Origin of the sequence: Salirhabdus sp. Marseille-P4669, from assembly GCF_900240405.1 — a bacterium.
Lineage (GTDB): Bacteria > Bacillota > Bacilli > Bacillales > Alkalibacillaceae > OEQK01.
In genome coordinates, this window is sequence record NZ_OEQK01000003.1 from 121,096 (window position 1) to 143,634 (window position 22,539).

Annotated in this window: 27 protein-coding genes; 9 read left to right on the forward strand and 18 right to left on the reverse strand. The window is 35.6% G+C overall.

Annotated elements, in window-relative coordinates; all coding sequences use genetic code 11:
• Position 1 precedes the first annotated feature (1 nt).
• The 5 genes from C1A05_RS07075 to C1A05_RS07095 form a co-directional block, all read right to left on the reverse strand.
• Positions 2-1,822 (reverse strand): ABC transporter ATP-binding protein, encoded by a 1,821-nt coding sequence (locus tag C1A05_RS07075; RefSeq protein WP_102027506.1) that lies wholly within the window; start codon positions 1,820-1,822, stop codon positions 2-4.
• An 11-nt stretch (positions 1,823-1,833) separates the two neighbouring features.
• Positions 1,834-3,588 carry an ABC transporter ATP-binding protein gene (locus C1A05_RS07080; protein WP_102027507.1) on the reverse strand — a complete coding sequence of 585 codons (1,755 nt, stop codon included), beginning with the start codon at positions 3,586-3,588 and terminating at the stop codon, positions 1,834-1,836.
• 204 nt (positions 3,589-3,792) lie between these two features.
• The gene (locus C1A05_RS07085) at positions 3,793-4,428 is read right to left on the reverse strand and encodes a spore coat protein (protein ID WP_102027508.1); all 636 of its coding nucleotides are present in this window, start codon (positions 4,426-4,428) and stop codon (positions 3,793-3,795) included.
• Positions 4,429-4,520: 92 nt separating this feature from the next.
• Positions 4,521-4,955 carry a TlpA family protein disulfide reductase gene (locus C1A05_RS07090; protein WP_102027509.1) on the reverse strand — a complete coding sequence of 145 codons (435 nt, stop codon included), beginning with the start codon at positions 4,953-4,955 and terminating at the stop codon, positions 4,521-4,523.
• Between the two features lie 81 nt (positions 4,956-5,036).
• The gene (locus C1A05_RS07095) at positions 5,037-5,588 is read right to left on the reverse strand and encodes a peroxiredoxin (RefSeq protein WP_102027510.1); all 552 of its coding nucleotides are present in this window, start codon (positions 5,586-5,588) and stop codon (positions 5,037-5,039) included.
• A gap of 185 nt (positions 5,589-5,773) precedes the next feature.
• On the opposite strand from C1A05_RS07095, the gene C1A05_RS07100 reads away from it, so the two are divergent.
• Both C1A05_RS07100 and map read left to right on the forward strand, forming a co-directional pair.
• Positions 5,774-6,616 carry a mechanosensitive ion channel family protein gene (locus C1A05_RS07100; protein ID WP_102027863.1) on the forward strand — a complete coding sequence of 281 codons (843 nt, stop codon included), beginning with the start codon at positions 5,774-5,776 and terminating at the stop codon, positions 6,614-6,616.
• A gap of 101 nt (positions 6,617-6,717) precedes the next feature.
• Positions 6,718-7,467: a type I methionyl aminopeptidase gene (map, locus tag C1A05_RS07105; protein WP_102027511.1), complete on the forward strand. Its 750-nt coding sequence runs from the start codon at positions 6,718-6,720 to the stop codon at positions 7,465-7,467.
• 54 nt (positions 7,468-7,521) lie between these two features.
• Here the strand turns inward: map and C1A05_RS07110 are convergent, their stop codons facing one another.
• The 5 genes from C1A05_RS07110 to fadH all read right to left on the reverse strand — a co-directional run bounded on the left by C1A05_RS07110 (position 7,522) and on the right by fadH (position 11,513).
• On the reverse strand, positions 7,522-7,773 hold the full coding sequence (locus C1A05_RS07110) for a YkuS family protein (RefSeq protein ID WP_102027512.1): 252 nt from the start codon (positions 7,771-7,773) through the stop codon (positions 7,522-7,524).
• A 66-nt stretch (positions 7,774-7,839) separates the two neighbouring features.
• Positions 7,840-8,961, reverse strand: coding sequence for an N-acetyldiaminopimelate deacetylase (locus C1A05_RS07115; RefSeq protein WP_102027513.1), 1,122 nt, complete (start codon positions 8,959-8,961; stop codon positions 7,840-7,842).
• Between the two features lie 89 nt (positions 8,962-9,050).
• A complete protein-coding gene (gene dapD / locus C1A05_RS07120) occupies positions 9,051-9,773 on the reverse strand; it encodes a 2,3,4,5-tetrahydropyridine-2,6-dicarboxylate N-acetyltransferase (RefSeq protein ID WP_102027514.1) in 723 nt (240 codons plus the stop codon).
• A 104-nt stretch (positions 9,774-9,877) separates the two neighbouring features.
• A complete protein-coding gene (gene cbpB / locus C1A05_RS07125) occupies positions 9,878-10,312 on the reverse strand; it encodes a cyclic-di-AMP-binding protein CbpB (RefSeq protein WP_102027515.1) in 435 nt (144 codons plus the stop codon).
• 433 nt (positions 10,313-10,745) lie between these two features.
• Positions 10,746-11,513 carry a 2,4-dienoyl-CoA reductase gene (gene fadH, locus C1A05_RS07130; protein ID WP_102027516.1) on the reverse strand — a complete coding sequence of 256 codons (768 nt, stop codon included), beginning with the start codon at positions 11,511-11,513 and terminating at the stop codon, positions 10,746-10,748.
• Positions 11,514-11,687: 174 nt separating this feature from the next.
• Here fadH and C1A05_RS07135 point away from each other — a divergent pair, with 174 nt between their 5' ends.
• From C1A05_RS07135 to C1A05_RS07145, 3 genes are all read left to right on the forward strand, one after another.
• Positions 11,688-12,563, forward strand: a complete 876-nt coding sequence (locus C1A05_RS07135; RefSeq protein WP_234998392.1) for a metallophosphoesterase — start codon at positions 11,688-11,690, stop codon at positions 12,561-12,563.
• A gap of 92 nt (positions 12,564-12,655) precedes the next feature.
• On the forward strand, positions 12,656-13,255 hold the full coding sequence (locus C1A05_RS07140; protein ID WP_102027517.1) for an SCO family protein: 600 nt from the start codon (positions 12,656-12,658) through the stop codon (positions 13,253-13,255).
• A 42-nt stretch (positions 13,256-13,297) separates the two neighbouring features.
• On the forward strand, positions 13,298-13,795 hold the full coding sequence (locus tag C1A05_RS07145; protein ID WP_102027518.1) for a YkyB family protein: 498 nt from the start codon (positions 13,298-13,300) through the stop codon (positions 13,793-13,795).
• Positions 13,796-13,924: 129 nt separating this feature from the next.
• Here C1A05_RS07145 and C1A05_RS07150 read toward each other — a convergent pair whose 3' ends face one another.
• The 3 genes from C1A05_RS07150 to C1A05_RS07160 form a co-directional block, all read right to left on the reverse strand.
• Positions 13,925-15,250 (reverse strand): DUF4179 domain-containing protein, encoded by a 1,326-nt coding sequence (locus C1A05_RS07150; RefSeq protein WP_145997294.1) that lies wholly within the window; start codon positions 15,248-15,250, stop codon positions 13,925-13,927.
• Positions 15,243-15,761 carry a sigma-70 family RNA polymerase sigma factor gene (locus C1A05_RS07155; RefSeq protein ID WP_159462017.1) on the reverse strand — a complete coding sequence of 173 codons (519 nt, stop codon included), beginning with the start codon at positions 15,759-15,761 and terminating at the stop codon, positions 15,243-15,245. Before C1A05_RS07155 ends, C1A05_RS07150 begins: the two co-directional genes overlap by 8 nt.
• A 124-nt stretch (positions 15,762-15,885) precedes the next feature.
• Positions 15,886-16,287 (reverse strand): hypothetical protein, encoded by a 402-nt coding sequence (locus tag C1A05_RS07160; RefSeq protein ID WP_102027521.1) that lies wholly within the window; start codon positions 16,285-16,287, stop codon positions 15,886-15,888.
• Positions 16,288-16,434: 147 nt separating this feature from the next.
• Between C1A05_RS07160 and C1A05_RS07165 the strand changes: the two genes are divergently transcribed.
• Positions 16,435-17,166, forward strand: coding sequence for a ZIP family metal transporter (locus C1A05_RS07165; RefSeq protein ID WP_102027522.1), 732 nt, complete (start codon positions 16,435-16,437; stop codon positions 17,164-17,166).
• A gap of 110 nt (positions 17,167-17,276) precedes the next feature.
• Entirely contained in the window at positions 17,277-18,440 is a 1,164-nt protein-coding gene (locus C1A05_RS07170; protein ID WP_102027523.1) for an aminotransferase A, read from the forward strand.
• Positions 18,441-18,502: 62 nt separating this feature from the next.
• On the opposite strand, the gene C1A05_RS07175 is transcribed toward C1A05_RS07170, so the two are convergent.
• Positions 18,503-18,679, reverse strand: coding sequence for an aspartyl-phosphate phosphatase Spo0E family protein (locus C1A05_RS07175; protein WP_234998393.1), 177 nt, complete (start codon positions 18,677-18,679; stop codon positions 18,503-18,505).
• Between the two features lie 111 nt (positions 18,680-18,790).
• A complete protein-coding gene (locus C1A05_RS07180) occupies positions 18,791-18,982 on the reverse strand; it encodes an aspartyl-phosphate phosphatase Spo0E family protein (protein ID WP_102027524.1) in 192 nt (63 codons plus the stop codon).
• A gap of 413 nt (positions 18,983-19,395) precedes the next feature.
• Here C1A05_RS07180 and lepB point away from each other — a divergent pair, with 413 nt between their 5' ends.
• Positions 19,396-19,905, forward strand: a complete 510-nt coding sequence (gene lepB / locus C1A05_RS07185; protein WP_102027525.1) for a signal peptidase I — start codon at positions 19,396-19,398, stop codon at positions 19,903-19,905.
• 255 nt (positions 19,906-20,160) lie between these two features.
• Here lepB and C1A05_RS07190 read toward each other — a convergent pair whose 3' ends face one another.
• The 3 genes from C1A05_RS07190 to C1A05_RS07200 all read right to left on the reverse strand — a co-directional run bounded on the left by C1A05_RS07190 (position 20,161) and on the right by C1A05_RS07200 (position 20,840).
• Complete coding sequence (locus tag C1A05_RS07190; protein ID WP_102027526.1) at positions 20,161-20,301, reverse strand: YvrJ family protein; 141 nt, start codon at positions 20,299-20,301, stop codon at positions 20,161-20,163.
• A gap of 63 nt (positions 20,302-20,364) precedes the next feature.
• On the reverse strand, positions 20,365-20,580 hold the full coding sequence (locus C1A05_RS07195) for a DUF2922 domain-containing protein (protein ID WP_102027527.1): 216 nt from the start codon (positions 20,578-20,580) through the stop codon (positions 20,365-20,367).
• 41 nt (positions 20,581-20,621) lie between these two features.
• Positions 20,622-20,840 carry a DUF1659 domain-containing protein gene (locus tag C1A05_RS07200; RefSeq protein WP_102027528.1) on the reverse strand — a complete coding sequence of 73 codons (219 nt, stop codon included), beginning with the start codon at positions 20,838-20,840 and terminating at the stop codon, positions 20,622-20,624.
• 531 nt (positions 20,841-21,371) lie between these two features.
• Here C1A05_RS07200 and C1A05_RS07205 point away from each other — a divergent pair.
• Positions 21,372-22,529: a zinc-ribbon domain-containing protein gene (locus tag C1A05_RS07205; protein WP_102027529.1), complete on the forward strand. Its 1,158-nt coding sequence runs from the start codon at positions 21,372-21,374 to the stop codon at positions 22,527-22,529.
• Positions 22,530-22,539: the final 10 nt, after the last annotated feature.

Below are 22,539 nucleotides of genomic sequence, written 5' to 3' on the forward strand. Positions count from 1 at the left end.
ATTATGCTTCTTGAGCCTGGAATTGCGCTTTAACTAGCTCGTAATAAATTCCTTTATGCTCCATTAATGCCCCATGATTTCCTTGTTCCATTATTCTGCCATGGTCTAAAACAATAATATTGTCTGCCTCTCGAATTGTTGATAATCGATGGGCAATAATAATTGATGTTCTTCCTTTTAGTAGCTTCTTTAATGCCCGTTGAATTTTTTGTTCTGTTTCCGTATCAATGCTTGCTGTAGCCTCATCTAAAATGATTATTTTCGGATCGGCAAGTAAAGCACGTGCGAACGATAATAATTGCCGTTCCCCAACGGATAAAATATTTCCTCTTTCTTCTACTTCTGTTAAATACCCGTTGGATAGTCGCTGGATAAAGTCATGCGCACCAACTACTTTTGCCGCTTCAATAACTTCTTCATCTGTTGCATTCGGTCGACCAAAGCGAATATTGTCCATAATAGTACCGGAGAAAATGAATGTATCTTGAAGTACAACACTTATATGATTCCGTAAACTATTTAAAGAAACTTCTCGTATATCCAAGCCATCTACCTTTACAACCCCTTTCGTAGGATCGTAAAAACGACTTATTAAATTTGCAATGGTAGATTTACCAGAGCCCGTATGCCCTACTAGTGCTACCGTTTCACCCGCTTTCATTTCTAAAGAAATTTCATGCAATGCGATTCGATTCGCATCATAAGAGAACTGAACTTTATCAAATTCAATGTGCCCTTTCATATCAGAAAGTTCGATTGGGTTTTCTGTTTCTTTTACGTTGGGCTCTTCATCTAAATATTCAAAAATTCGTTCAGATGAGGACATCGCCATTAATAATTGGTTGTAATTCTGACCTAATCTAGAAATGGGATCCCAGAACATACCTAAATAAAAGGCAAAGGAAACGAATACACCTGTTGTGACATTCGGATCATTTATAATTAAGTAGGATCCGAACCAGATTAATATCGCAGTCCCAATAGCATTACACATTTCTACTAACGGACGGAACATCGCACTCTTTTTCGATGCAATCCGCCAGTTTTCGTAGTTATCCTTATTTACACCACCGAAAAACTCTGTATTTTCTTGTTCCTGTGAAAAAGATTGTGTAATACGAATCCCTTGAAGGCTTTCATTTAAGTGTGAGTTCAACCGGGATTGTTGTATTCGTACATCTTGCCATGATCTACGAATATTTTTTCTTAATTTTGTAGAAATCAAGAACATTAACGGTAAAACAATCATAATAGCCAATGCTAGTTTCGGACTTAGCATAAACAATATAATTACGATTCCTACTAAAGTAACCATATCCATCAGCAAATTAATAATCCCGTTTGTAAATAGTTCTTGTAAGGAATTTACATCATTTAAAATTCTTACTAAAATAGATCCCGCTGAGCGAGAATCAAAAAAGCGATGGGATAATTTTTGTACATGTGCAAATAAGTGATCTCGCAAATCATATATAATATTTTGACCTAGGTGATTAACCCACCTTATCCGAAAGATGTTGGCAACATAGTTGATTAAGTACAAAACAGCAACACCAACAACTAATTTCCATAATAATTCAACGTCTTTATTTCCGATTGCATGGTCAATAAGCAATGTCCCTATTACTATCGGCACAAACAAACGAATTGCCGTCGAAATTAACATCGCAATCATCGCGGCTGGTAGTAGTGTTTTAGCGTATGGTTTCATATAAGTTAGCAAACGAAACATTTGCTTCCAATTGAAGGGTTTATCAATAGCTGTATCTATTGTATAGCGAAAACGATTTAAATGTTTACTCTCAACTTGTGCTTTACTCATACTCTCCCCCCTTATCCATGCTGACGTTGTAAAAATATATCTCGATCTTGATATTGAATTTCGTATATACGCTGGTATGGACCATTGTTATTTATTAATGCTTCATGAACTCCTCGTTCCACGATTTCTCCATCTTCTAACACAATAATTTCATCCGCATGTTTTATAGAAGAAATCCGATGTGCAATAATAAATGTTGTACGGCCATTCATAACTTCCTTCAATGCTTTTTGAATTTTTAACTCCGTTTCCATATCTACTGCACTTGTTGCATCATCAAGAATTAAAATACTTGGATTAACTAACAACGCACGTGCAATGGCAATCCGTTGTTTTTGCCCACCTGATAGACCCATTCCTCTTTCACCAAGATACGTATCATATCCATTCGGCATTTCCATAATAAAATCATGAGCCTGCGCACGTTTCGCTGCATTGATTACTTCTTCTTCACTAGCATCTGGATTTCCATATCGAATATTTTCTCTAATCGTAGTAGAAAAAAGAAAAGCCTCTTGTAAAACAAATCCAATATTTTTACGTAAACTTTTTAAAGAATAGGCTTGAACGGGTTTACCGTCCACTAAAATTTCCCCTTGTTCTGGTTCATAAAAGCGAGTAATTAATTGAGTTATACTTGTTTTCCCTGAACCTGTCGAACCGATTAAACCGATAACTTTACCTGGTGGTGCATCAAACGTAATATTTTTCAGTGCTGCATCATCGTCTTTCACATACGTTAGCGTAACATCATTAAAGCTTACATGACCTTTGATTCGACCAACAGCTACAGCTTTCTGTTGTTCTTTAATATCTTCTTCAGCCTCTAAAATTTCTAATAAACGTTCCCCAGATGCTTTTGCCTGTGAAAATTGGTTAATCACATATCCGAAGTCTGCTAATGGCCATACAATGTACCAAACAAGACTAAAGAAGGCAACTAACTCTCCCGGATTTAGATTTCCGTTAATGACTAAGTAACCACCAAAGGAAAGCAATGCCACAACACAAATGTTGCCGATGAATTCCATTAGTGGGAAAAATTTTGCCCAAATATTAGCTGTTTTTAAATAGTGGTCTTTATAATTACCGTTTGAATCATCAAATCGTTCAATTTCAAAATCTTCACGTGACAAAGATTTAACCGTATGAATTCCGCTTACGTTTTCTTGAATGCGAGTATTAAGTCTACCTAGTGATTTACGAATGCCGCGAAAGGCAGGATGCACTCGTTTATCAAATCGATATGTAAGTACTGCTAAGAAAGGCATAGCCGCCATTGTTACTAAAGTTAATGGAACAGAATAGTAAAACATCACTGCTAAACTGATGAGAATAAGCAATGTTACCCGTATTAGCATCGAGAATCCAAATGATAAGAAGAAGCGGAATCCTTCTACATCTGAGGTTAACCTCGACATGATATCCCCTGTTTTAGCATTATCGTAATAGCGAAAGGAAAGTTTCTGTAACTTTTTATATAATGCATCCCGCATTACATAAACAGAACGAATCCCGAATAACTCTCCTAAGTATTGATGAAAATACGTCGAGATCCCCTTTACTACCATAATCCCAATAAAACCAAAAGCTAACCATGGAACTAATTCGAACCTTGATTTTACAATTACTTCATCAATCGTAACTTGAAGGACCATTGGATAAACAACTGTAATTCCTGTAACGAACAACAAAAAGATTAATGATACAATCAAAAACCTTTTATAAGGCCAATAAAATTGTTTAAGCTTTCGAAATGTATCCAAAGCTCCCCCTCCCTCTCTATTGTAAATTTTTCACGTATATATAAATATAACGGTTTTCGAAATAAATATCTATACTTTTTCCATAATTTTTTAAAAATTATAAATGGGTGAAAAATTACCATTTTAGAAATAACTCATCCGTTTTATCGTGTCATTCTATAGAATCACATATAAAAAAACACCCCTAGAATGGGGTGTTTTCCATTACATTAACGGTTGTTGACCAGTAGTTGCTTTGGAAAAGCCTGTTCGAATTTGTTGCATATCCTGTGCTTGAAGCACAGGAACTTGGTAATACCCGTTTTTATTCTGATATAAAAATACTTCATATGCCATCTCTACAAAGTTCGGTATGCTATCTGCTAAAACTCTACGCATTACGGGGTTTGTAGCCTCTAAGGATGCTGTTGTTAAAGCAGTAGCATTGGTTTTTAATAAACCAAGCATGAAGCTTGAAATACAATCATCTGTAAGTTCATTTACACTTTGTTTTGGTTTCTTTGGTTGTGATGGTTTTAAACCGTAGATGACATTGTTATTTTGATTCATTTTATAGCTGCTCGTTGGTTTAGATGGATCCTGACCAGTAGATAGTGTTTCAACCATTATATTGTACTGGTCGGCCATAAATTGACTTTGATGATCGAGAATATGGAGCAATTCCTGGTCTTGAATGTGTGGTCGATATAGCATATATTGTTCTTGCGCACCAATTAACCCACCTAAAACCTCGTGTACGTCCATTACCTCATGTCCACCAACGTTAAATGTTTGACCATTATTATTTGGAATAGGACTTGCGCTTGGGTTTGTCATGTTCATTTGTTGATTCATGTTCATCCCCCTTTTGTAATGGATACGTACTTAGTTTGTTGCGAAAGTCTATTTTCAAACAAAGAAAAAAATACCGCTTCCGTTTTCCTCAGGAACAGTTATTGTAAAACACGTTCAATTCTTTTTTCCAAAAGTCGGATACTACCTTTTCCTGATTGAACATGGCGTAATAATCCATTGGCATCGAAGAGATAATAAGCAGGTACATACTTTACCTTCATTTTTTTTGACAAATAGAGATCATCATCAATATAAATCGGTTGTGTTATACCATATTGTTTTGCAATGTTTTTCACTTCGTTAAAATCCTTATCTTCGTTAGAACGTGGCATATGAACAGCAAGAATATTTAACTTCCCCTTCGTTTCTTTTCTTAGCTGATTCACATTTGGTAATGCATCTTTGCAAGAATTACAACTAATGGACCAAAAGTGGATAAGCGTTGGTAAACCATTTAATTCACTATTTGTAACTCTTCCATTTAACCATGACGTTGCACCCGTTAGGATAGGTATTTTCTCTCTAAGGCGCATTCGATCTCCTCCCCTATCTCATCAGTGTATTTTTATAAATCCTCATAAAAAAGGCTCTAACAGAGATGTTAGAGCCTCCTTTTAAGAAACTTTTAGTGTATCCTGGCCTGGTTTCCAGTTTGCAGGACAAAGTTCCCCTGTCTGAAGTGCTTGTAAAACGCGTAATACTTCATCCACATCTCGGCCAATATTATTGTGAAAAACAGTTTGGTATTGTAGTTCACCTTTTGGATTAATAATAAATAATCCACGTAAAGCAATACCTTCTTCTTCGATTAGTACACCATATTCACGAGAAACAATATGGTTCGTGTCCGATGCTAAAGGATATTCCAAATCACCAATTCCATTATCTTGTCTTGCAGTATTAATCCAAGCTAAATGTGTATGTACGGAATCTGTTGACACACCAATTACTTCAGCGTCAAACTTTTGAAAATCTGTATATCGATCAGAAATCGCCGTAATTTCAGTTGGACATACGAAAGTAAAGTCCATTGGATAGAAGAATAACACGGTCCATTTTCCATCCTTCATATTTTCTTCTAAGCTAACCTTTCCAAATGTTTTGTCTGGCATTACCGCATCCATTTCAAAACGTGGTGCATGCTTACCTACCATACGTTCTTTCATAATGCTATTCCCTCCATTAAAAATGATAATGTCTTACTTTAAGACTAATACTATTATCGACACGTACCTATTAAAATAAACGGTAAAAATGTACAGTTCCCTCCTACTATTTGTCGATTTTTATGATATAGGATTGAAGTTTGTCTATTTGTGGTATTAAATAGATGAAGAAAAGATTGGAAAGGATGTTTTTCGTGGAATTATGGGGAATCGATTTTGAGCCTTATATTAGAGGAAGCATATCCATAATATTGAAAATAATTGTTGTTATTATTGTCTACTCCATTGTTAAGCCAATTGGAAAAAGAATTATTAAAAGTATAATTGAAAAAGTCGGGAATAGACAGAAGCTTAGTGACGGTCGGAAGAAAACGTTAGAAAAACTAATTCATAATATATACACCTATATTTTAATCTTCGTTTTAGTTATCACGCTTCTTGATATTGTTGGGATTCCTATTGGGCCAATTCTGGCAGGTGCTGGTATTCTTGGGCTAGCAATTAGTTTTGGTGCACAAGGATTAGTAAGTGATATTGTAACAGGCTTTTTTATTTTAATGGAACGCCAAATTGATGTCGATGATTATGTTGTTGCTGGAGGATTAGATGGAATTGTGGAAGAAGTTGGGTTAAGAACAACAAAACTACGAGGTTTTGATGGAACGCTACATTTTATTCCGAATCGTAATATTTCTAATGTAACCAACCATTCACGTGGAAATATGCGAGCACTTGTTGATATTGGCATATCTTATAATGAAGACATGGATCATGTAATTTCCGTTATACAAAAGGCATGTGATGCGTTTGCCACTGGTGACGAGCGTATTAAAGAAGGTCCGAATGTAATTGGGGTGCAAAGCTTTGGTGCTTCAGAAGTCGTTTTACGTATTATTGCACAAACAGAAAATGGAGAACAATTCGGTGTAGAGCGTGAATTACGCAAAGCAATAAAAGAAACACTTGACCAAGCCGGAATTGAAATCCCATATCCACATCAAGTTATGATCCAAAAGACACAGGCTTAACACTAGTCATCTTCCCGGATTGTTTCGAATCCGTTACATCTCTAGCTTCTTATTGTATAATAAGTATGGAGAGAAATTTTTATTACAGGAGAGAAACGTCAATGATTAGCAGAAAGAGTGAACGTGAAATTCAAGCGATGCATGAAGCTGGCAAATTGCTAGCATCTTGTCATAAAGAAATAGCTAAAATGATCAAGCCTGGTATAACGACAATGGAAATTGAACGGTTTGTCGAAAAGTTTTTAGCAGAAAACGGTGCAACGCCTGAACAAAAGGGCTATCAGGGCTATAAGTATGCTACCTGCGCTTCCATCAATGATGAAATTTGCCATGGTTTCCCTCGAGAAACGCCTCTAAAAAATGGAGATATTGTGACCATTGATATGGTTGTAAACCTTCATGGTGCACTTGCAGATTCTGCTTGGACATATGCTGTAGGTGAAATAGATGATGAAAAGAAACGCTTGCTTGAGGTTACAGAAAAAGCTCTATACAAAGGCATTGAGCAAGCCGTAATCGGCAATCGAATTGGCGATATTGGGCATGCGATCCAGTCTTATGTGGAAGGGGAACACTTTTCGGTTGTACGAGATTTCACAGGTCATGGGATAGGCGACAAAATGCATGAGGATCCGAAAATTCTTCATTACGGTCAACCAGGAAAAGGAGTACGACTTAAAGAAGGAATGGTTATTACTATTGAGCCTATGGTGAATATTGGGGCATGGCAATCCAAGATGGACAATAATGGCTGGACTGCTAGAACAATCGATGGTTCTTTATCTGCACAATATGAGCATACTCTAGCCATCACCAAAAATGGTCCTTTGATTTTAACGAAACAGGATTAACATTTGACAAAAAGACTGTCCCAATAATCGGGACAGTCTTTTCCTTTACTCTATTTACGATGAATGTCCTAAGCGCTCTTCCACTTCTTGACAAACCTCATCTGCCGTTCTACCTTTTGCCTGGATAACAGAACCACCTGGAACGTCTGTCGTCATCCCCATCACATTTTGGTCTAATCCAGTTACGACACAGCAATCACAGTTTGCAGCATCTTCCATTGAAAATAAGTCTACAACATCATATCCCTTTTGTTGTAGAGCTTGTTTGACATCTGTTAAAGATTCTTCAACGCCAACACGACTCATATGTATTTCCTCCTGTTATTTAAAATTCTTTTGTAGTTTTTCCAGAAGAAATACTTTTATACAAGATTAAATCCGAAAGTTTCTCACCATTTGTTCAACAGCCTGGACGCCAACTTCAAGCGCCTCTTCTTTCGGGTTTAGTTTACTATGATGAAGTCCATACGGAGAATCTACGCCTAACCAAAACATAAAACCAGGAATTTCTTTTAACATGTATCCAAAATCTTCACCAGTCATAGCTTCCTCCGCTTCCATATAGGTTATCTTTTCCTTATCCATTACTTCAGCAAATTGCTTTACATATTTTCCATGATTCCAAACTTGATAATAGTTGGATCCAAAATCAATCGATGTTTTGCAATCAAATCGAAGCTCAATTGCTTTTGCGAGTCTTTCGATTTGATTTTTAATGACATCCATTGTTTCGGATTGAACCGTTCGAATAGTTCCTTCCAATCGTGCAGTTTCAGCTATGACATTTTGAACAGTTCCACCAGTAATTTTACCAATTGTCACAACTGCAGAATCGATCGGATTCACCATCCGGGATACAATCGTTTGCAGGTCCATTACGAGACTACTAGCTGCAACAACCATATCCTTCGTTCGATGAGGATATGCAGCGTGACCACCCTGACCTTTTAAATCAATAAACAATTCACTCGTATTGGCAAATAATAAGCCTTCCTTAGAAGATACCGTTCCTACTGGAAGTTCTGGAGCTATGTGCAATGCGAAAATAACATCTGGTTTCCATTTTTTCATTTGATCGGATTGTAGCATCGGTAATGCCCCACCAGGACCTTCCTCAGCAGGTTGGAAAATAACCAACACATTGTTTGTAGGTCTTTTTTTCGTTAACCTATCTAATAATCCTAGAGCAATGGTCATATGAAAATCATGACCACATGCATGCATATTCGATTTATGGTTGGATGGAAATGGAAGAAGAGTTTCTTCCACAATTGGTAATCCATCTATATCTGCACGATAGCCAATTGTCCTTTTGCCCTCTGTCCCTTGAATTCTTACAAAGATCCCTGTTTTCCACGTCTCAACTGTTAGAAATTCCTGAGGTAAGGATTGAATAAAATTGAGAAGATACGCTTGTGTTTTGACTTCCTCAAAACCTAATTCCGGAATTTGATGTAGTTCTCTTCTAATTTTGGTTAAGGAATCCAATTTCATAGTCTTTCACCTCATCTTCATATGGAAAAAGCAGGAGAGTGCACCTCCTGCTCAAAGTTAAACATTATTCACCGCTTGCGCTATTCATTTTACTCTTCATTTAATTTTCTTAGTTCTTGTTTGATTTCTGTTTTTGATTTCGTTTTTTCATCAATTTCCTTAATTACTCTTGCTGGAGTACCTGCTACAACTGTGTTTGGTGGTACATCTTCAGTTACGATTGCACCAGCAGCAACTACTGCTCCTTTTCCAACTGTAACACCTTCTAGGATCACTGCATTTGCTCCAACAACTACATCATCTTCCACAACTACTGGCTTAGCAGATGGTGGCTCAATAACGCCTGCTAAAACAGAACCAGCACCTATATGACAGTTCTTACCTACAGTTGCTCTTCCTCCGAGAACTACATTCATATCAATCATTGTACCTTCACCAATTACAGCACCAATGTTGATGCTAGCACCCATCATAATTACTGCACCATCACCAATTTCAACTTGATCACGGATAATTGCACCTGGCTCAATACGTGCATTAATCCCTTTTAAGTCAAGGAGAGGAATAGCCGAATTCCGACGGTCATTTTCAACTACATAATCGGTAATTTGATTCTTATGTACATCTAAAATACTTTGAAGCGTCTTCCATTCACCAAAAAGGACACCTGCATTTTCTTCAACAAAAGCTTGTACATCGCTTCCGAAATCTATCTGTGATAACCCTTCTCCTTTTACGTAAACTTTTACAGGAGTGGATTTTTTGCTATTTGAAATAAATTGAATAATTTCGTTTGCATCCATCATTTTCATATAAAACACCTCATTTAATAGTTTTCTACTTTAATGTACCAAAATGTTATTCCATATGACAAGTATTGAAACAAGAAAATTGTTGGTTAGAACCAACAATTTTCTCATTCATGTAGAAATCGATTTACTTTTTTTAAAATCGCTCTTCTCGTTAAAATCCCTTCAAATTCGCGCTCATCATTAATAACACAGACAAAGGAATGATTAATTACTAGTTTAAGACCTTTCAAGAAGGAATCCTCTTTTTTCAAAAATGGTACGTCTTTTTCCATTACATCTTCTACACGTTGCTCCGAGAGCTTTTCAACCTCAAATCGTTCTATACCTAGGATTTGATTAATGATCATCGTTTTACTCACAATTCCTTGCAGGTGACTATTCGCATCTAATACAGGTACAGCGGAATATCCAGTTTTCACTAATACTAGCAATGCATGCTCTAACGGATTTTTCATCTGTACATGTGCTACCTTTTCACTTGGGACGATTAAATCTCCAACAGTTAATTGCTTTATATCTGTGCTTTGAATGCTTACCAAATTAAGTCACTCCTTTTCTTAGCACAGGAGCTTTTTTTACACTTTCATTTTTAGTTTAACATAATTATTTGTAAGATTCACACCAATATCTACATCATCATTTTTTCATTACATTTTGATACTGCACATTAATTTCTATTTTTTTAATGTCTTTTCTCCCACATTGTGGGCACCATTTTACATTGTCGGTCATAATACAACAGTGTGAGCAATAATAATACACGAACTTCACCTACTCTTAATTCTTTTTCACTAGTTTATGTGAATAGGTTGAGATTGGTTCAAAATACAATAAAGAATATGTTACATGAATGTTGTTGTTAAAGTGAGGAATGAAGAAGTAAAATCGTATACGAACTTAAAAAATAGAGACATTTTGGAGATGTGTAAAGGGGCGAGAATTTCGCCCCTATGAAAAAAATCAATAAAGCTTTTAAAATGGATACTTATTTAACCATTGCCCTCCATCAAGTGTGACTACTTCGCCGTTCATATAAGCAGCCTTATCTGAAAGCATAAACGCCGCTAATTCCGCAATTTCCTCTGGCTCTCCTAGTCTTCCTAATGGAACAGAATGAATAGTTCTTCTTGCAGCCTCTTCTGATTCCCATAGCTTATCTGCTCCACCTGTACGGTCAATTGGTCCAGGTGCAATGGCGTTGGAACGAATTCCGTATTTTGCTCCCCATTCCACCGCAAGTGTTCTCGTTAAAGATAATACGCCCGCTTTAGCTGCGGCAGAATGTGCAACACCCGCTCCAGCTCCCCATGCATAGGTAGCAACCATATTTAATATAGAGCCTCTGATTCCATTTTCAATCCAATATTGACCGATTTCCCTACAGCAATAAAAGGTACCATTTAATACGATATTGATGACCGCATTCCAGCCATTAATCGATAATTTTTCAGTCGGAACAATAAAATTTCCAGCAGCATTATTTACTAGTGCATCAATGGTGCCAAATGTTTCTATCGTTTCGTCTTTCATTCTTTTAATGTCTTCTGGATTGCGCACATCCATAGGTATTGGATGAACGGCCAAATCACGACCTTCCAAAATCTCTTGTTTCGCCTGCAACAGTTTTTGTTCATCCCTACCTGTTATGACTACCCTTGCCCCATCCTCCGCTAGCTTCTTTGCCATATATTTTCCCATTCCACTGGATCCACCTGTTATGATAACTACTTTATTGAACATAAAACTTCTCCCTTCACATTTTCAAATCTTAAGAATCCCTATTCTATTCATTCGATAATTAGGTATAAATTCCCTTTAGAAAATAGATTATTGCTTGTACTAATAAATCAGTATAATTTCATAGGTTAGAAATGCTATAATGCAATTAAGTTTAATTAAAGGATGAATAATAGAATGGCCAAAAAAATTACTAGACGATCTTTTTTGAAGCGTTTCCTCTATTCCTCACTCGGCGTTTTTGGAATTGGTGGGGGGACTTATTATTACGCGAAGTTTCTGGAACCTAGTATGTTAAAAATAAAAGAAGAATCGATTTATTCTCCTAAATTGCCTGAATCATTCACTGGAATGAAAATCGTTCATTTCGGAGATACACATCTAGGTTTTCATTACAGCTTAAATCAGTTAGAAAAATTAGTAGATCAAATCAATCAGTTAAATCCAGACATTGTCTTCTTTACTGGGGATTTAATAGATGATCCTAAAATTTACCCTCCAAATCAATTTCAAACCTGTTCGGAAATACTCTCTGCTATAAAAGCTCCATTCGGTAAATTCTGGATTTATGGCAATCATGATCATGGGGGCTATGGTACAGATATTATAAAGGACGTTATGAAGCTAGGTGGTTTTCAGCTTTTGCAAAACGAAGCAATCGAAATGGAACAAAATAGTGAAAAAATAAATATTGGTGGATTAGATGATGTTATGCTTGGAAGACCTGATTTAGATCGAACATTTGAAACTACCAATTTTGATCATTTCACCATACTACTATGTCATGAACCAGACTTTGCTGATCAAACGATTCGGTATCCTGTGGATGTTCAGTTTTCTGGTCATAGTCATGGTGGTCAAATACAAATACCACTCATCGGTTATGTGATTACTCCTCCGTTTGCAGAAAAGTACGTAGAAGGTAAACATACGATTGGAGATTCATTACAACTATATATAACCCGTGGCATTGGAACAACTCGACTTCCATATCGTTTCCTTTGTAAGCCAGAAATCAATGTATATACATTGGAAAATAGTCAAATAGATTAAAAAGTACTAAATTTGTCAATATTTAAAAAGACTATATTTGGGTTTTTCCATGATAGAATAAAGGAAATCATCAAAGTGGAGGAGATATTTTCATGACATGCAAAAAATGGTACATAATCCCTTTTATTCTGCTAATCTTTTTAGCTGCATGCGGGGATGAGGATAAAGCTTCTTATGAAGGGGATTTTGAATATGAAGTAGCAGATTTTACCGCTATTAATCAAGATGGTGAGGATGTTTCAACAAAAGACTTTGAGGGTAAGTTTTGGATAGCGGACTTTATTTTTACATCTTGTACGGATACTTGTCCAATCCTCACTGCAAATATGGCTAGATTACAACAAATGGTAAAAGAAGAAGGTCTTGATGTACAATTTGTTTCTTTTACGGCTGACCCACAAGTAGATAAACCCGAAGTCTTAAAAAAGTATATCGAGGACCGTGGCGGGGACCTATCTAGTTGGGATGCGTTTACAGGCTATTCTGTTCAAGATATAGAGGAGTTTGCAGCAGGTTCCTTTAAAGTTATTGCATCGAAACAAAATGGAGCAGTAATACACCAAAACTATTTCCATCTTGTAACTCCAGATGGTAAGCATATTAAAAGATATAATACGATACCTAGCGAAACAAATCCGAATCCCGATCAATTGGAAGATATTGTAGAGGATTTAAAAACATATATTAAATAAGAGAGGGTTCTCCCCCCTCTCCACTTCTTAAGGAGGAAAAACATGCGTAACGAACCGGATCAGACACAGGATATTAAACAAATTGCGGAAGCATTGTCCGTCGTCAATCGCCACGCAAAAGCAGCACCTGACCCAAGACATTTATATTCCATAAAACAAAAGGCAATCCACAAGCTATTAAAGGACAAGCACGCCAAAAAGATAGGTCTACACTTCTCGAACCATCCGAAAAGAAGTCAACAGCATTCTACTCTTTTAATTCAAGTGGATGAATATTACTTCCATTTGCCTCCAAACAAGGAGGACTTAAAAGAATTGAAACATCTTGGTTCCCTCGACGATTCTTATCGTAATCCAAAGCCTCAACTAAACCTAAGACGTGCGAAACAAATACTATATCAATATTTAGGATATAAGCCTGAGGAAGAAAACCGGGGATATGCCTATAATAATCGTAAACCGTCCTATAATAAATCAATCTCCTCCTGGGTTTCTGGGAATAGCAAATATCGAGATCGTTTTTATAAGGAGTTTTCCTAGTATTAAACCTTAATACTTCCGAAACATATGACCTCAACTGTTGTATTTAATTGTTCTGTAAAGGCGATAGATTGACAGTGGTTCAAGATAAACAATAATAATATCATAGGAAAGCCTCTAGTAAAAACGCTAGAGGCTTTTTTGTATTAATGGTATATGAAAATCCTTTTTATATACTTTTGGGTGAATCAATTCAAAGTTAACTGTTTCATCAATCTCCACACTAGGTGAAATGTATAGTTCCACATATGTTTTATTATTTTCTTTATATACCCTATTCACATATAATGTCCCTATGTTTTCATTTTTTATTGTTATATTTTGCCCTAGGTAATTTTCTAAAACATCTATTTCTCCATCGTATTCTAGTTTAAATTCGTAGAAATAGTCATCCCTTTTAAATTCTACTAATTCCCATTTACTCGGTGCATTTCGTAATTTTCTATCGTTTACATCTAATACAAACGCTGTTTGAGATTCTGCCGTATAAATATTCGATATTTGGAGAAACAGTTCTTCTGGAATGTTTGTATGCTCACCTTTAAACGGAATTTCCATAAATACTGTCCCCTTACCAACATTTGTAACACGAGTTTCATAATCTTCCCAAAAGGCTGTATCCTCTCCTTTAATTGATAAATCCTCTATAGCAATAATTTGCTCCGTATTATGTTGATCCGGCTCAACCAGTATTTTTGTTTTTATTGGACTAAGTTGCACTTCCCTAATATGAAGTTTTTGTTTTCCCAGTTCCAATGTCTTATTTACTGCATAGCTCTTCTCCTCAAACCATTCCTTATTAATTGGAACCTCAAATTCAAAGGTTTGTGTATTTTTTTTATCTAGTATTACATCAAGCACAAAGGTCCAGTTAGCTTTTACATCCTCCTTTTCTAAGTCCGGTAATTGAAAAAATGCTTTTTTCGATTTTATATTATAGATGATGTTTTCAAGTGCAATTTGTTTGACATTGCTAATTTGTTCTCCATTTCCATTAAGGAGTCTTTCCTTCACTTCAAAGCTAGATACCTTTTCTCCATCAATGCTTACACGATAACCAATAATCGCTTCCTCTTGATCTGCAATGACACTTGTTAACGTGACCGTTGTATTCCCTTTTGTAATTGGTTTTTCTAGAATTTTTTCAAATCCTATATATCCTACTTCTTCTGCTTGTGTATGTTCTTCTCTATCTACATTTGCAGTATTATGGGCTGTATTTGGTAGATTATCTTTTGGATTTATAGCACTGAGACCTGCAAACAAAAGAATTATAGCTACCCCAACACTAGCAGCTGATATTCGAAAATATTGCAATCTTTTAGCTTGCTTTTCTTTTAACATCTTCCCTTGTAAAATTCCTTGTTTTATTCGATCATTTACTTTATCTGGTATAGCCATACGTTCTTCTCTCTTTTTGTAAGCTTTTAGCCAAGCTTCCTTCTCTTTATCCATATCTCTCATCTCCCTTCTCCCATTCCATTTTTAACATAATTAGGGAACGCTTGAGCCAAGTTTTTACCGTGCCCTCTGGTACTCTTTTCCAAGAAGCAATCTGTTTTATTGTCCAATCTTCAAAGTATTTTAATTGAATTACTTCCTGAAGATTAGGGTCTAGACTCGTTAATAAATCCTGCAAGATAATGTATTGATATGAATCATGTTTACCGTGATTATCAATAATTTGTTCTACAGGTATTGTTCGTTTTCGTTTATTCCAAATATCATTGCAATGGTTAATCATGATTTTAAATATCCAAGCCTTAAACCGATTAGCCTTACGGAGTTTCCCCATTTTTATATAAGCTTTATAGGTAACTTCCTGCAAAGCATCAAGTGCATCATTTTCATTACCAAAATATCGAAATGCGATACGATACAAAGGGTCCCGTACGTTGAGCATCAAATCATAGAAGGCCTGTTCATCGCCTTTTTTTGCCTTTTTGACCAACCGTTCAAAATCCATAGATACCCTCCCCATTCCTACTCTTCAACAATAATGACTTGTAACATAAGAAAAAAGTTTTAGGAAAAGAAAAAAGTATTGGATATAATACCCAATACTTTAAATATTTTCTATTTTATCATGGTTATAGTTGCTTTTGTTGCTGCTGCGCGTTTTTCTTACTTTTCATTTTCATTTGATGAATGACTGAGCTAATGAAATGTTTAAGGGAAATAAATACCCCAAATACAAGAATCGCAAGGGTTCCACTTGCTAAATCTGAAAATTGCATATTTCCAGTACCATTAATTCCTTGATAAAGTTCAATAAAGGTGCATATAAATAGGACAAATAAACTGCAAATGATATAATTAATTACTTTATTCCACTTTAATAGAGTTAACCAACGGACAATGGACGTTAATAAATAATAAAAAATAAGTATGGTTATCATGCCAAAAGCAAAATGGAGCTGATCATCTGTGAATCCTAAAGGATACAGCTTATCTTGTTCAATAAACCAATCTTTCAACCTAGAAAAATCCATTTCTTCACCTACCTTCACTAATTATTGTTAGCGATTTCTGTTCCTTTTAGACATAGTTTCAAAGAATAAATACTTAAGATTTCAACTTAATTAGGATATAATTCAATTATTCCTACATGAAAAAATACGACATTAAAAGGTGATTACATGAATGAGGTTTTAGTAGGTAGCTTTTTATCCGCCTTTGCTACAGGTTTAGGGGCGTTACCAATACTCTTCTTAAAAAAAGTTTCACACAGATGGAGAGATATATTACTTGCCTTCGCTGCAGGCATTATGATGACAGCAGCCATGATGAGTTTAGTACCAGAGGCTTTAAATACAGGTTCATTGATTCAGTTAACGGTAGGTATGATTTTGGGTATCGTGACCTTAACTGTGCTTGAAAAAAACATCCCACATATACACGTTGAAGATACCTCTGTACAAATAGAGATCGATCAAAAAGCAATGTTAATCATTGCTGCTATTACACTCCACAATATCCCTGAGGGTCTTTCCGTTGGGGTTTCGTATTCTGGAAGCGAAGAAGATATGGGGAATTTAGTGGCTTTGGCAATTGGATTACAAAATGCACCAGAAGGGTTTATTGTTGCGTTATTTTTAGCAACTCAAAATGTTCCTAGGGTTTTAGCTTTACTAATTGCTACACTAACGGGGGCAATCGAAATTGTTACTTCCATTATCGGTTATTCGTTAACAAGATATTTTACCGATCTCGTTCCGTACGGCTTGGCATTTGCAGCAGGAGCAATGTTATTTATCATATACAAAGAGTTAATACCAGAAAGTCATGGTGATGGTAATGAGCGTGTTGCCACCTACTCGTTTATTATTGGTATTCTCTCCATGATCTCATTAATACAATATTTCGGATAAAGAATGCGTGACGAATTCCTTCCTTTTGAAGAAATTCGTCTCTTTACTTTGTTGTACATCATCTTTTAGTATAGAATTAGAATCTTATGAAATGAAAGCGGAGGATTGTAATGGAACACTTAATAAATGAAAATGTGAAAAATATTGAAATTTCTGGTATAAGAAAATTTTTTAATATGGTTCAAGGAAGAGAAAATATCATTTCATTAACAATTGGACAACCAGATTTTCTTACACCTGACCATGTAAAAAAAGCTGGTATTCAAGCAATTAATGAAAATAAAACTACCTACACACACAATGCGGGAATGTTGGAATTACGACAAGCAATAGGTCGTTTTGTGCACGAAAAATACCACCTCCAATACAATCCAGAAGACGAAATAATCACAACAGTTGGTGCATCCCAAGCCATTGATAATGCTTTTCGCACGATATTATCAGAAGGAGATGAAGTGCTTCTCCCAGGACCAATATATCCCGGATACGAGCCATTAATCACATTAGCTGGAGCGAGGCCGGTTTATATGGATACTACAAAAACAGACTTTAAAGTAACTCCTGAGCTTATCGAAAGTCACATTACCAACAAAACAAAATGCATCGTCCTGCCCTATCCGTCTAATCCAACCGGGGTTAGCTTAACGGAAGAAGAGCTTAAAGGAATCGTTCGAGCACTAAAGGATAAGCCTATCTTTATCATTGCAGACGAAATATATAGCGAGTTAACGTTCGACTATCCTCATGTTTCCATTGGACAGTTTCAAGAAATACGAGACCAATTAATCATTGTTCAAGGCTTATCGAAGTCCCACTCCATGACTGGTTGGCGGATCGGATTTTTGCTTGCTCCAAAAGAAATAGCGAAACATATTCTAAAGGTCCACCAATATAATGTATCTTGCCCATCCAGTATCAGTCAGGTTGCAGCTATAGAAGCACTTACAAAAGGGAAACATGATGCTTATGCGATGAAGGAAGCTTATCACAAACGATTGGAATTTGTATATAATCGCTTAGTAGATATGGGTTTAGAAGTTGTTAAACCAAATGGTGCCTTTTACCTTTTCCCAAAGTTTCCTATTGAAAAAATGACTTCGTTTGAACTTGGGGTTGATCTTGTAGAAAAAGTTGGTCTTGCCCTCGTGCCTGGAGATGCCTTTTCTAATTTAGGTCAACGATACATGCGTTTATCTTATGCATATGATATGAGCACTCTAACAGAAGGCTTAAACCGATTAGAACACTACTTAAACCATTTCCAATTGGCATAAAAAAGTGGAAGTATCTTAATAGATACTTCCACTTTTTTAATAAATGAAGTTTGAAAGAGTTACTATTCCTTGTTGCTGTCCTGTAATTCCTGATAATAATTTAGTAGTTTGTCCAAATCTCGACTAATTTTTATTGCTTCTTTACTAGTGAAGCCCTCTTGATTTGCGACTTTTACCATTTTCAGGCGGGTCTTTTCGATTTCCGAGCTTATTCGATATTGTGAATTTGCTGATGCCAAACAGTTAACCTCCAAAACAGGATTCTCATCCCACAATCTTATTTCTTTTTCTCTATTATTTATTTTTTATTTTAGCATAGCATTTGCATTGTAAAATTACTGTGAATTTTTTTAGAACTTTACTCCTTGGATTTTTGTCCTTAAATAGTTATTAATTAATTCATCCAGTTCCTGACTTATTGTTAACGTTTTAACACTATCTAACCCAAAATCATCCGCAATTTCATGCATTTTTTCTCTTTTTTGTTGAATTTTTGCATATAATGTTCTACTTTCTATTCTTTCCATTCCATTCTCTCTCATATCCCTCTACCTTTCTTTAACGTACTAAACGCTATTGATTATGTCAAAAGTAGCAGAAAAAGTAAATAGATTCGCAAAAATAGACAATATTTTCAGAAAATCATACTTTTTACCTAATGTTTTTTACATTTTCATACTTCTTTCGACACAAAAATTGTTGAACTTCCACTACTGTTAAGGACTATTTACCCTGATGGAGACTAAAAAGTTTTTTATTACTATAATATTAACCATATTTTAATAGATATAATGGAAGAATTCTGTCAAGTTCGTTAAAAAAGTTAAAGGTTTTTAAGTTAATAACATATAATAAATATAAATAATGCGTTTGAATCGAACGCGAAAAGGTAATCATTTGTATATAGATGTGATACGATATATTAGAGGCACTATTGAGAAGGGAAGAAAACATTTTGGGAAAAGAAATTTTAGAATGGGGAAAAGCAATATTAATCGCAATTGGACTTGCTTTTTTAATTAGATCCTTTGTTTTTGCTACTTCTGTAGTCGAAGGAGCTAGTATGTATCCAACCTTAGAAAATGGAGAAAGAGTAATCTTCAATAAGGCCATCTATTACTTTTCAGAGCCTGACCGAGGAGATATTGTTATCATCCAAAGACCAACGAAAAACTATGTAAAAAGGGTAATCGGTCTACCAAATGATAAGGTTGAAGTGAAAGATCACGTTTTATATATAAATGATAAAAAGCAAGATCAGGATTACTTAGATTCAGAAGCAATTGAAGGAACAGTCGATTTTGGGCCTGTTGTAGTTCCTAAAGGACAATATTTTGTTATGGGAGATAACCGTTCCATTAGTAAAGATAGCCGCAATGGCCTCGGTTTTATACTAGAAGATGAAATTATTGGTCGAAGTGAACTTATCATTTACCCATTTGATAATATTTCCTTAACTAGATAACGGTGAGGGTCTATTGGGATAGTGATATGAGGGTATAGTAAAACTTTAACGAATGTAATGCAATCGGAGTGTCATTGCATAATCTTAATAGTATTCATCCCTTTAAAAGTAGAAGTATAAATAAACTGTTTTTAAATAGTAACATACTTACAAGCCGAAAACAGAAGCATTTTTTATTTTCGGCTTGTATAGTCCTTTGGTTCGAATTGTACATCTGGGACAGTGAAGACAGCATTTTCCCAATCCATTATACGCTTATTGTTTATCCATTTTGTCTGGTAACGCTATAATGGATTCAATCAACACGTCTAGTTTCCCTTCAATACGGTGGAGCAAGTAAAAGGTCACCACTATCGGGAATCCTATCTCCGGGATCCAATTCACCCATTGTTCCAAACAAAACACCTCCTAATGCTATAAGTATGGAAAAAGGGAGCGGTAAAACGCTCCCTTTAACGATTAAAACTCAATATCTGTAACATTTCGCTCAACGATGCGCGCGCCTCTCTTTCCTACTAAATCTCCGCCTGATGATGTGAATACATTTTGCGCAAGGATTTCATCCATTGCTTGTTCTACTTGTAGCGGATCAACCGGTTCAATAGGAGCTTCAAGTGCAATTGTCACTACTTTGTCTTCACTATTCACGAATCGTAATTCTAATTTTTTAGCCATTATCGCCTTCCCCTCCTTTCTTCTCATTTTTACTACTTAACTTAGGCCATTACGATAGAGGTGTCATTTCGCTCTATTTCCTGTAATGTCCATTCTTGAAGAGGAACTACTGCGTTCGCTACAGCATAAAGCTGATCAGGTGTAGCAGTAATCTTAATGTTGTTAAAGTTTTTATTCTTTAGGACCGCCTTCCCCTCTTCATCCGTACCAGTTTGGAAAACTAACTGTAATTGTGTTCTCACAATTTGAGTTGAAGCCATGTTACCACCTCCTTTCATCTTTATAATCGAATAAAGTCAGCAGGAGGTGTCTAATAAAATTAAAAAATAATACATAGTTATCAATTCTACTATGGAAGTGTTTGTATTAGCGGCTTTACGGTTAGTGGCAGTAGATTTTATGGACAGAATGGAAAAGGAATAAATAAAAAGAGCAACACCTAAGCGGCGCTGCCCTATGTACCTTTTATTCGTGATCAAACATACAATACCCTATATTTAATAGAAGAATGCCTACACATACAATTCCTAAAACTGTTTCGATCATTTGAACACACCTCCTGGTAAGTAAACAATAAAGTATATCTTTATCTATTTTACCAAAAATTCGCTTATAATCCACATTGTTTTTTGTACATAAACGTACGGAGCTTTTCTACGGATAAATGAAACCACCTACTGTACGATGTGGAAATTACTTCATATAAAATTTTATCTTTTTCCCCGAAAATTATCTACCTCATATGTTAAAATCTATTAAGAAGCCTAATATAGTTAAGATGGTGATAAAGCATGGCATATTGTCCCTATTGTGGAACAGTAGTTAAAGAAGAAGAACAATATTGTATTCATTGTGGAAAAGCATTACCTAAAGATTATGCCGAGCGTACAGTACCTGTTAGGAAACGAAACAGATGGTGGTTTTTACCAATAGGAACTGCTACTGTATTTGTCTTATTATTTATCGGTTTGTATGTTTATTCCAATTACGAGAAGGATCGTGCATTAAGTGCATATAATGAAGGCGTTCAACTAGCTAAGGATGGAAAGTTTGAACAAGCGAAAGAAACGTTTGAAACAGCTTTGGACAAAGATAAAGCACTCCGTCCCGCTGCTCAAAATGCACAATTTATGGATATCGCATTGTCCATTCAAGAGAAACTATCTTCAGCCAAAGTATTACTGGAAGAGCAATCATTTCAATCCGCCCTTTCCTTGTTAGATGAAGCAGAACAGCAATTAAAGAACTATGATGGTTTTTTAGTAGATAACTTACTGAACCGTATTTTAACGCTTAATAGTCAAATTCAAACGGAAGAACTAAAGTATAAATTAAATCAGAAACCCACTATTCAAGAGTTGAAAATATTACTTTGGGAATCGGAAACAATTCAAACAGAAGAGGCTAAAGAATTAACCAACGATATTCGTGATCGTATTGTAGATTATACGTACACAACAGCCAATGAATCTATGAAAGCAAAACAATACTTGGATGCTATTGAAATCGTTGAAGAAGGACTTCGATATGCACCGAATAACGAAAAACTCGACAGCTTAAAAACAACGATTGAAAAGGAGAAGGTTGCCTTTGAGACGGAACAACAGCAACGAATTCAACAAGCTATGGATGCGGCAGAGCAAGAATATGAAAGGAATAAAAATAATGCAGTCGAGGTTATTTCAATTGAAACAGCTAAAGATGAGTATGGTGATTTAGTAGTAAATGGTGTCATAAAAAGTGTTGCTACTGTACCAATTTACTCCATATCAGTTGAATATAACTTAGTAGATTTAGATGGAGAAGTAGTGGAGTCCAACGTAGTATTCACTTATCCAGATACTCTATATCCTGATGAAGAAGGAAAATTTGAATTTACTCACTATGATATTGATAAGGAGCTATTAGCAGAAATTGTAAAAGTACAATGGTTCCTTGACTCACCTTAAAGGGAAGTGT

Coding starts and splice junctions, on each gene's coding strand:
- C1A05_RS07075 (WP_102027506.1), bottom strand. CDS start 1,822: ATGAGTAAAGCACAAGTTGAGAGTAAACATTTAAATCGTTTTCGCTAT.
- C1A05_RS07085 (WP_102027508.1), bottom strand. CDS start 4,428: ATGAACATGAATCAACAAATGAACATGACAAACCCAAGCGCAAGTCCT.
- C1A05_RS07090 (WP_102027509.1), bottom strand. CDS start 4,955: ATGCGCCTTAGAGAGAAAATACCTATCCTAACGGGTGCAACGTCATGG.
- C1A05_RS07095 (WP_102027510.1), bottom strand. CDS start 5,588: ATGAAAGAACGTATGGTAGGTAAGCATGCACCACGTTTTGAAATGGAT.
- C1A05_RS07100 (WP_102027863.1), top strand. CDS start 5,774: ATGTTTTTCGTGGAATTATGGGGAATCGATTTTGAGCCTTATATTAGA.
- map (WP_102027511.1), top strand. CDS start 6,718: ATGATTAGCAGAAAGAGTGAACGTGAAATTCAAGCGATGCATGAAGCT.
- C1A05_RS07110 (WP_102027512.1), bottom strand. CDS start 7,773: ATGAGTCGTGTTGGCGTTGAAGAATCTTTAACAGATGTCAAACAAGCT.
- C1A05_RS07115 (WP_102027513.1), bottom strand. CDS start 8,961: ATGAAATTGGATTCCTTAACCAAAATTAGAAGAGAACTACATCAAATT.
- dapD (WP_102027514.1), bottom strand. CDS start 9,773: ATGAAAATGATGGATGCAAACGAAATTATTCAATTTATTTCAAATAGC.
- fadH (WP_102027516.1), bottom strand. CDS start 11,513: ATGTTCAATAAAGTAGTTATCATAACAGGTGGATCCAGTGGAATGGGA.
- C1A05_RS07135 (WP_234998392.1), top strand. CDS start 11,688: ATGGCCAAAAAAATTACTAGACGATCTTTTTTGAAGCGTTTCCTCTAT.
- C1A05_RS07140 (WP_102027517.1), top strand. CDS start 12,656: ATGACATGCAAAAAATGGTACATAATCCCTTTTATTCTGCTAATCTTT.
- C1A05_RS07145 (WP_102027518.1), top strand. CDS start 13,298: ATGCGTAACGAACCGGATCAGACACAGGATATTAAACAAATTGCGGAA.
- C1A05_RS07150 (WP_145997294.1), bottom strand. CDS start 15,250: ATGGATAAAGAGAAGGAAGCTTGGCTAAAAGCTTACAAAAAGAGAGAA.
- C1A05_RS07155 (WP_159462017.1), bottom strand. CDS start 15,761: ATGGATTTTGAACGGTTGGTCAAAAAGGCAAAAAAAGGCGATGAACAG.
- C1A05_RS07160 (WP_102027521.1), bottom strand. CDS start 16,287: ATGGATTTTTCTAGGTTGAAAGATTGGTTTATTGAACAAGATAAGCTG.
- C1A05_RS07165 (WP_102027522.1), top strand. CDS start 16,435: ATGAATGAGGTTTTAGTAGGTAGCTTTTTATCCGCCTTTGCTACAGGT.
- C1A05_RS07170 (WP_102027523.1), top strand. CDS start 17,277: ATGGAACACTTAATAAATGAAAATGTGAAAAATATTGAAATTTCTGGT.
- C1A05_RS07180 (WP_102027524.1), bottom strand. CDS start 18,982: ATGAGAGAGAATGGAATGGAAAGAATAGAAAGTAGAACATTATATGCA.
- C1A05_RS07195 (WP_102027527.1), bottom strand. CDS start 20,580: ATGGCTAAAAAATTAGAATTACGATTCGTGAATAGTGAAGACAAAGTA.
- C1A05_RS07200 (WP_102027528.1), bottom strand. CDS start 20,840: ATGGCTTCAACTCAAATTGTGAGAACACAATTACAGTTAGTTTTCCAA.
- C1A05_RS07205 (WP_102027529.1), top strand. CDS start 21,372: ATGGCATATTGTCCCTATTGTGGAACAGTAGTTAAAGAAGAAGAACAA.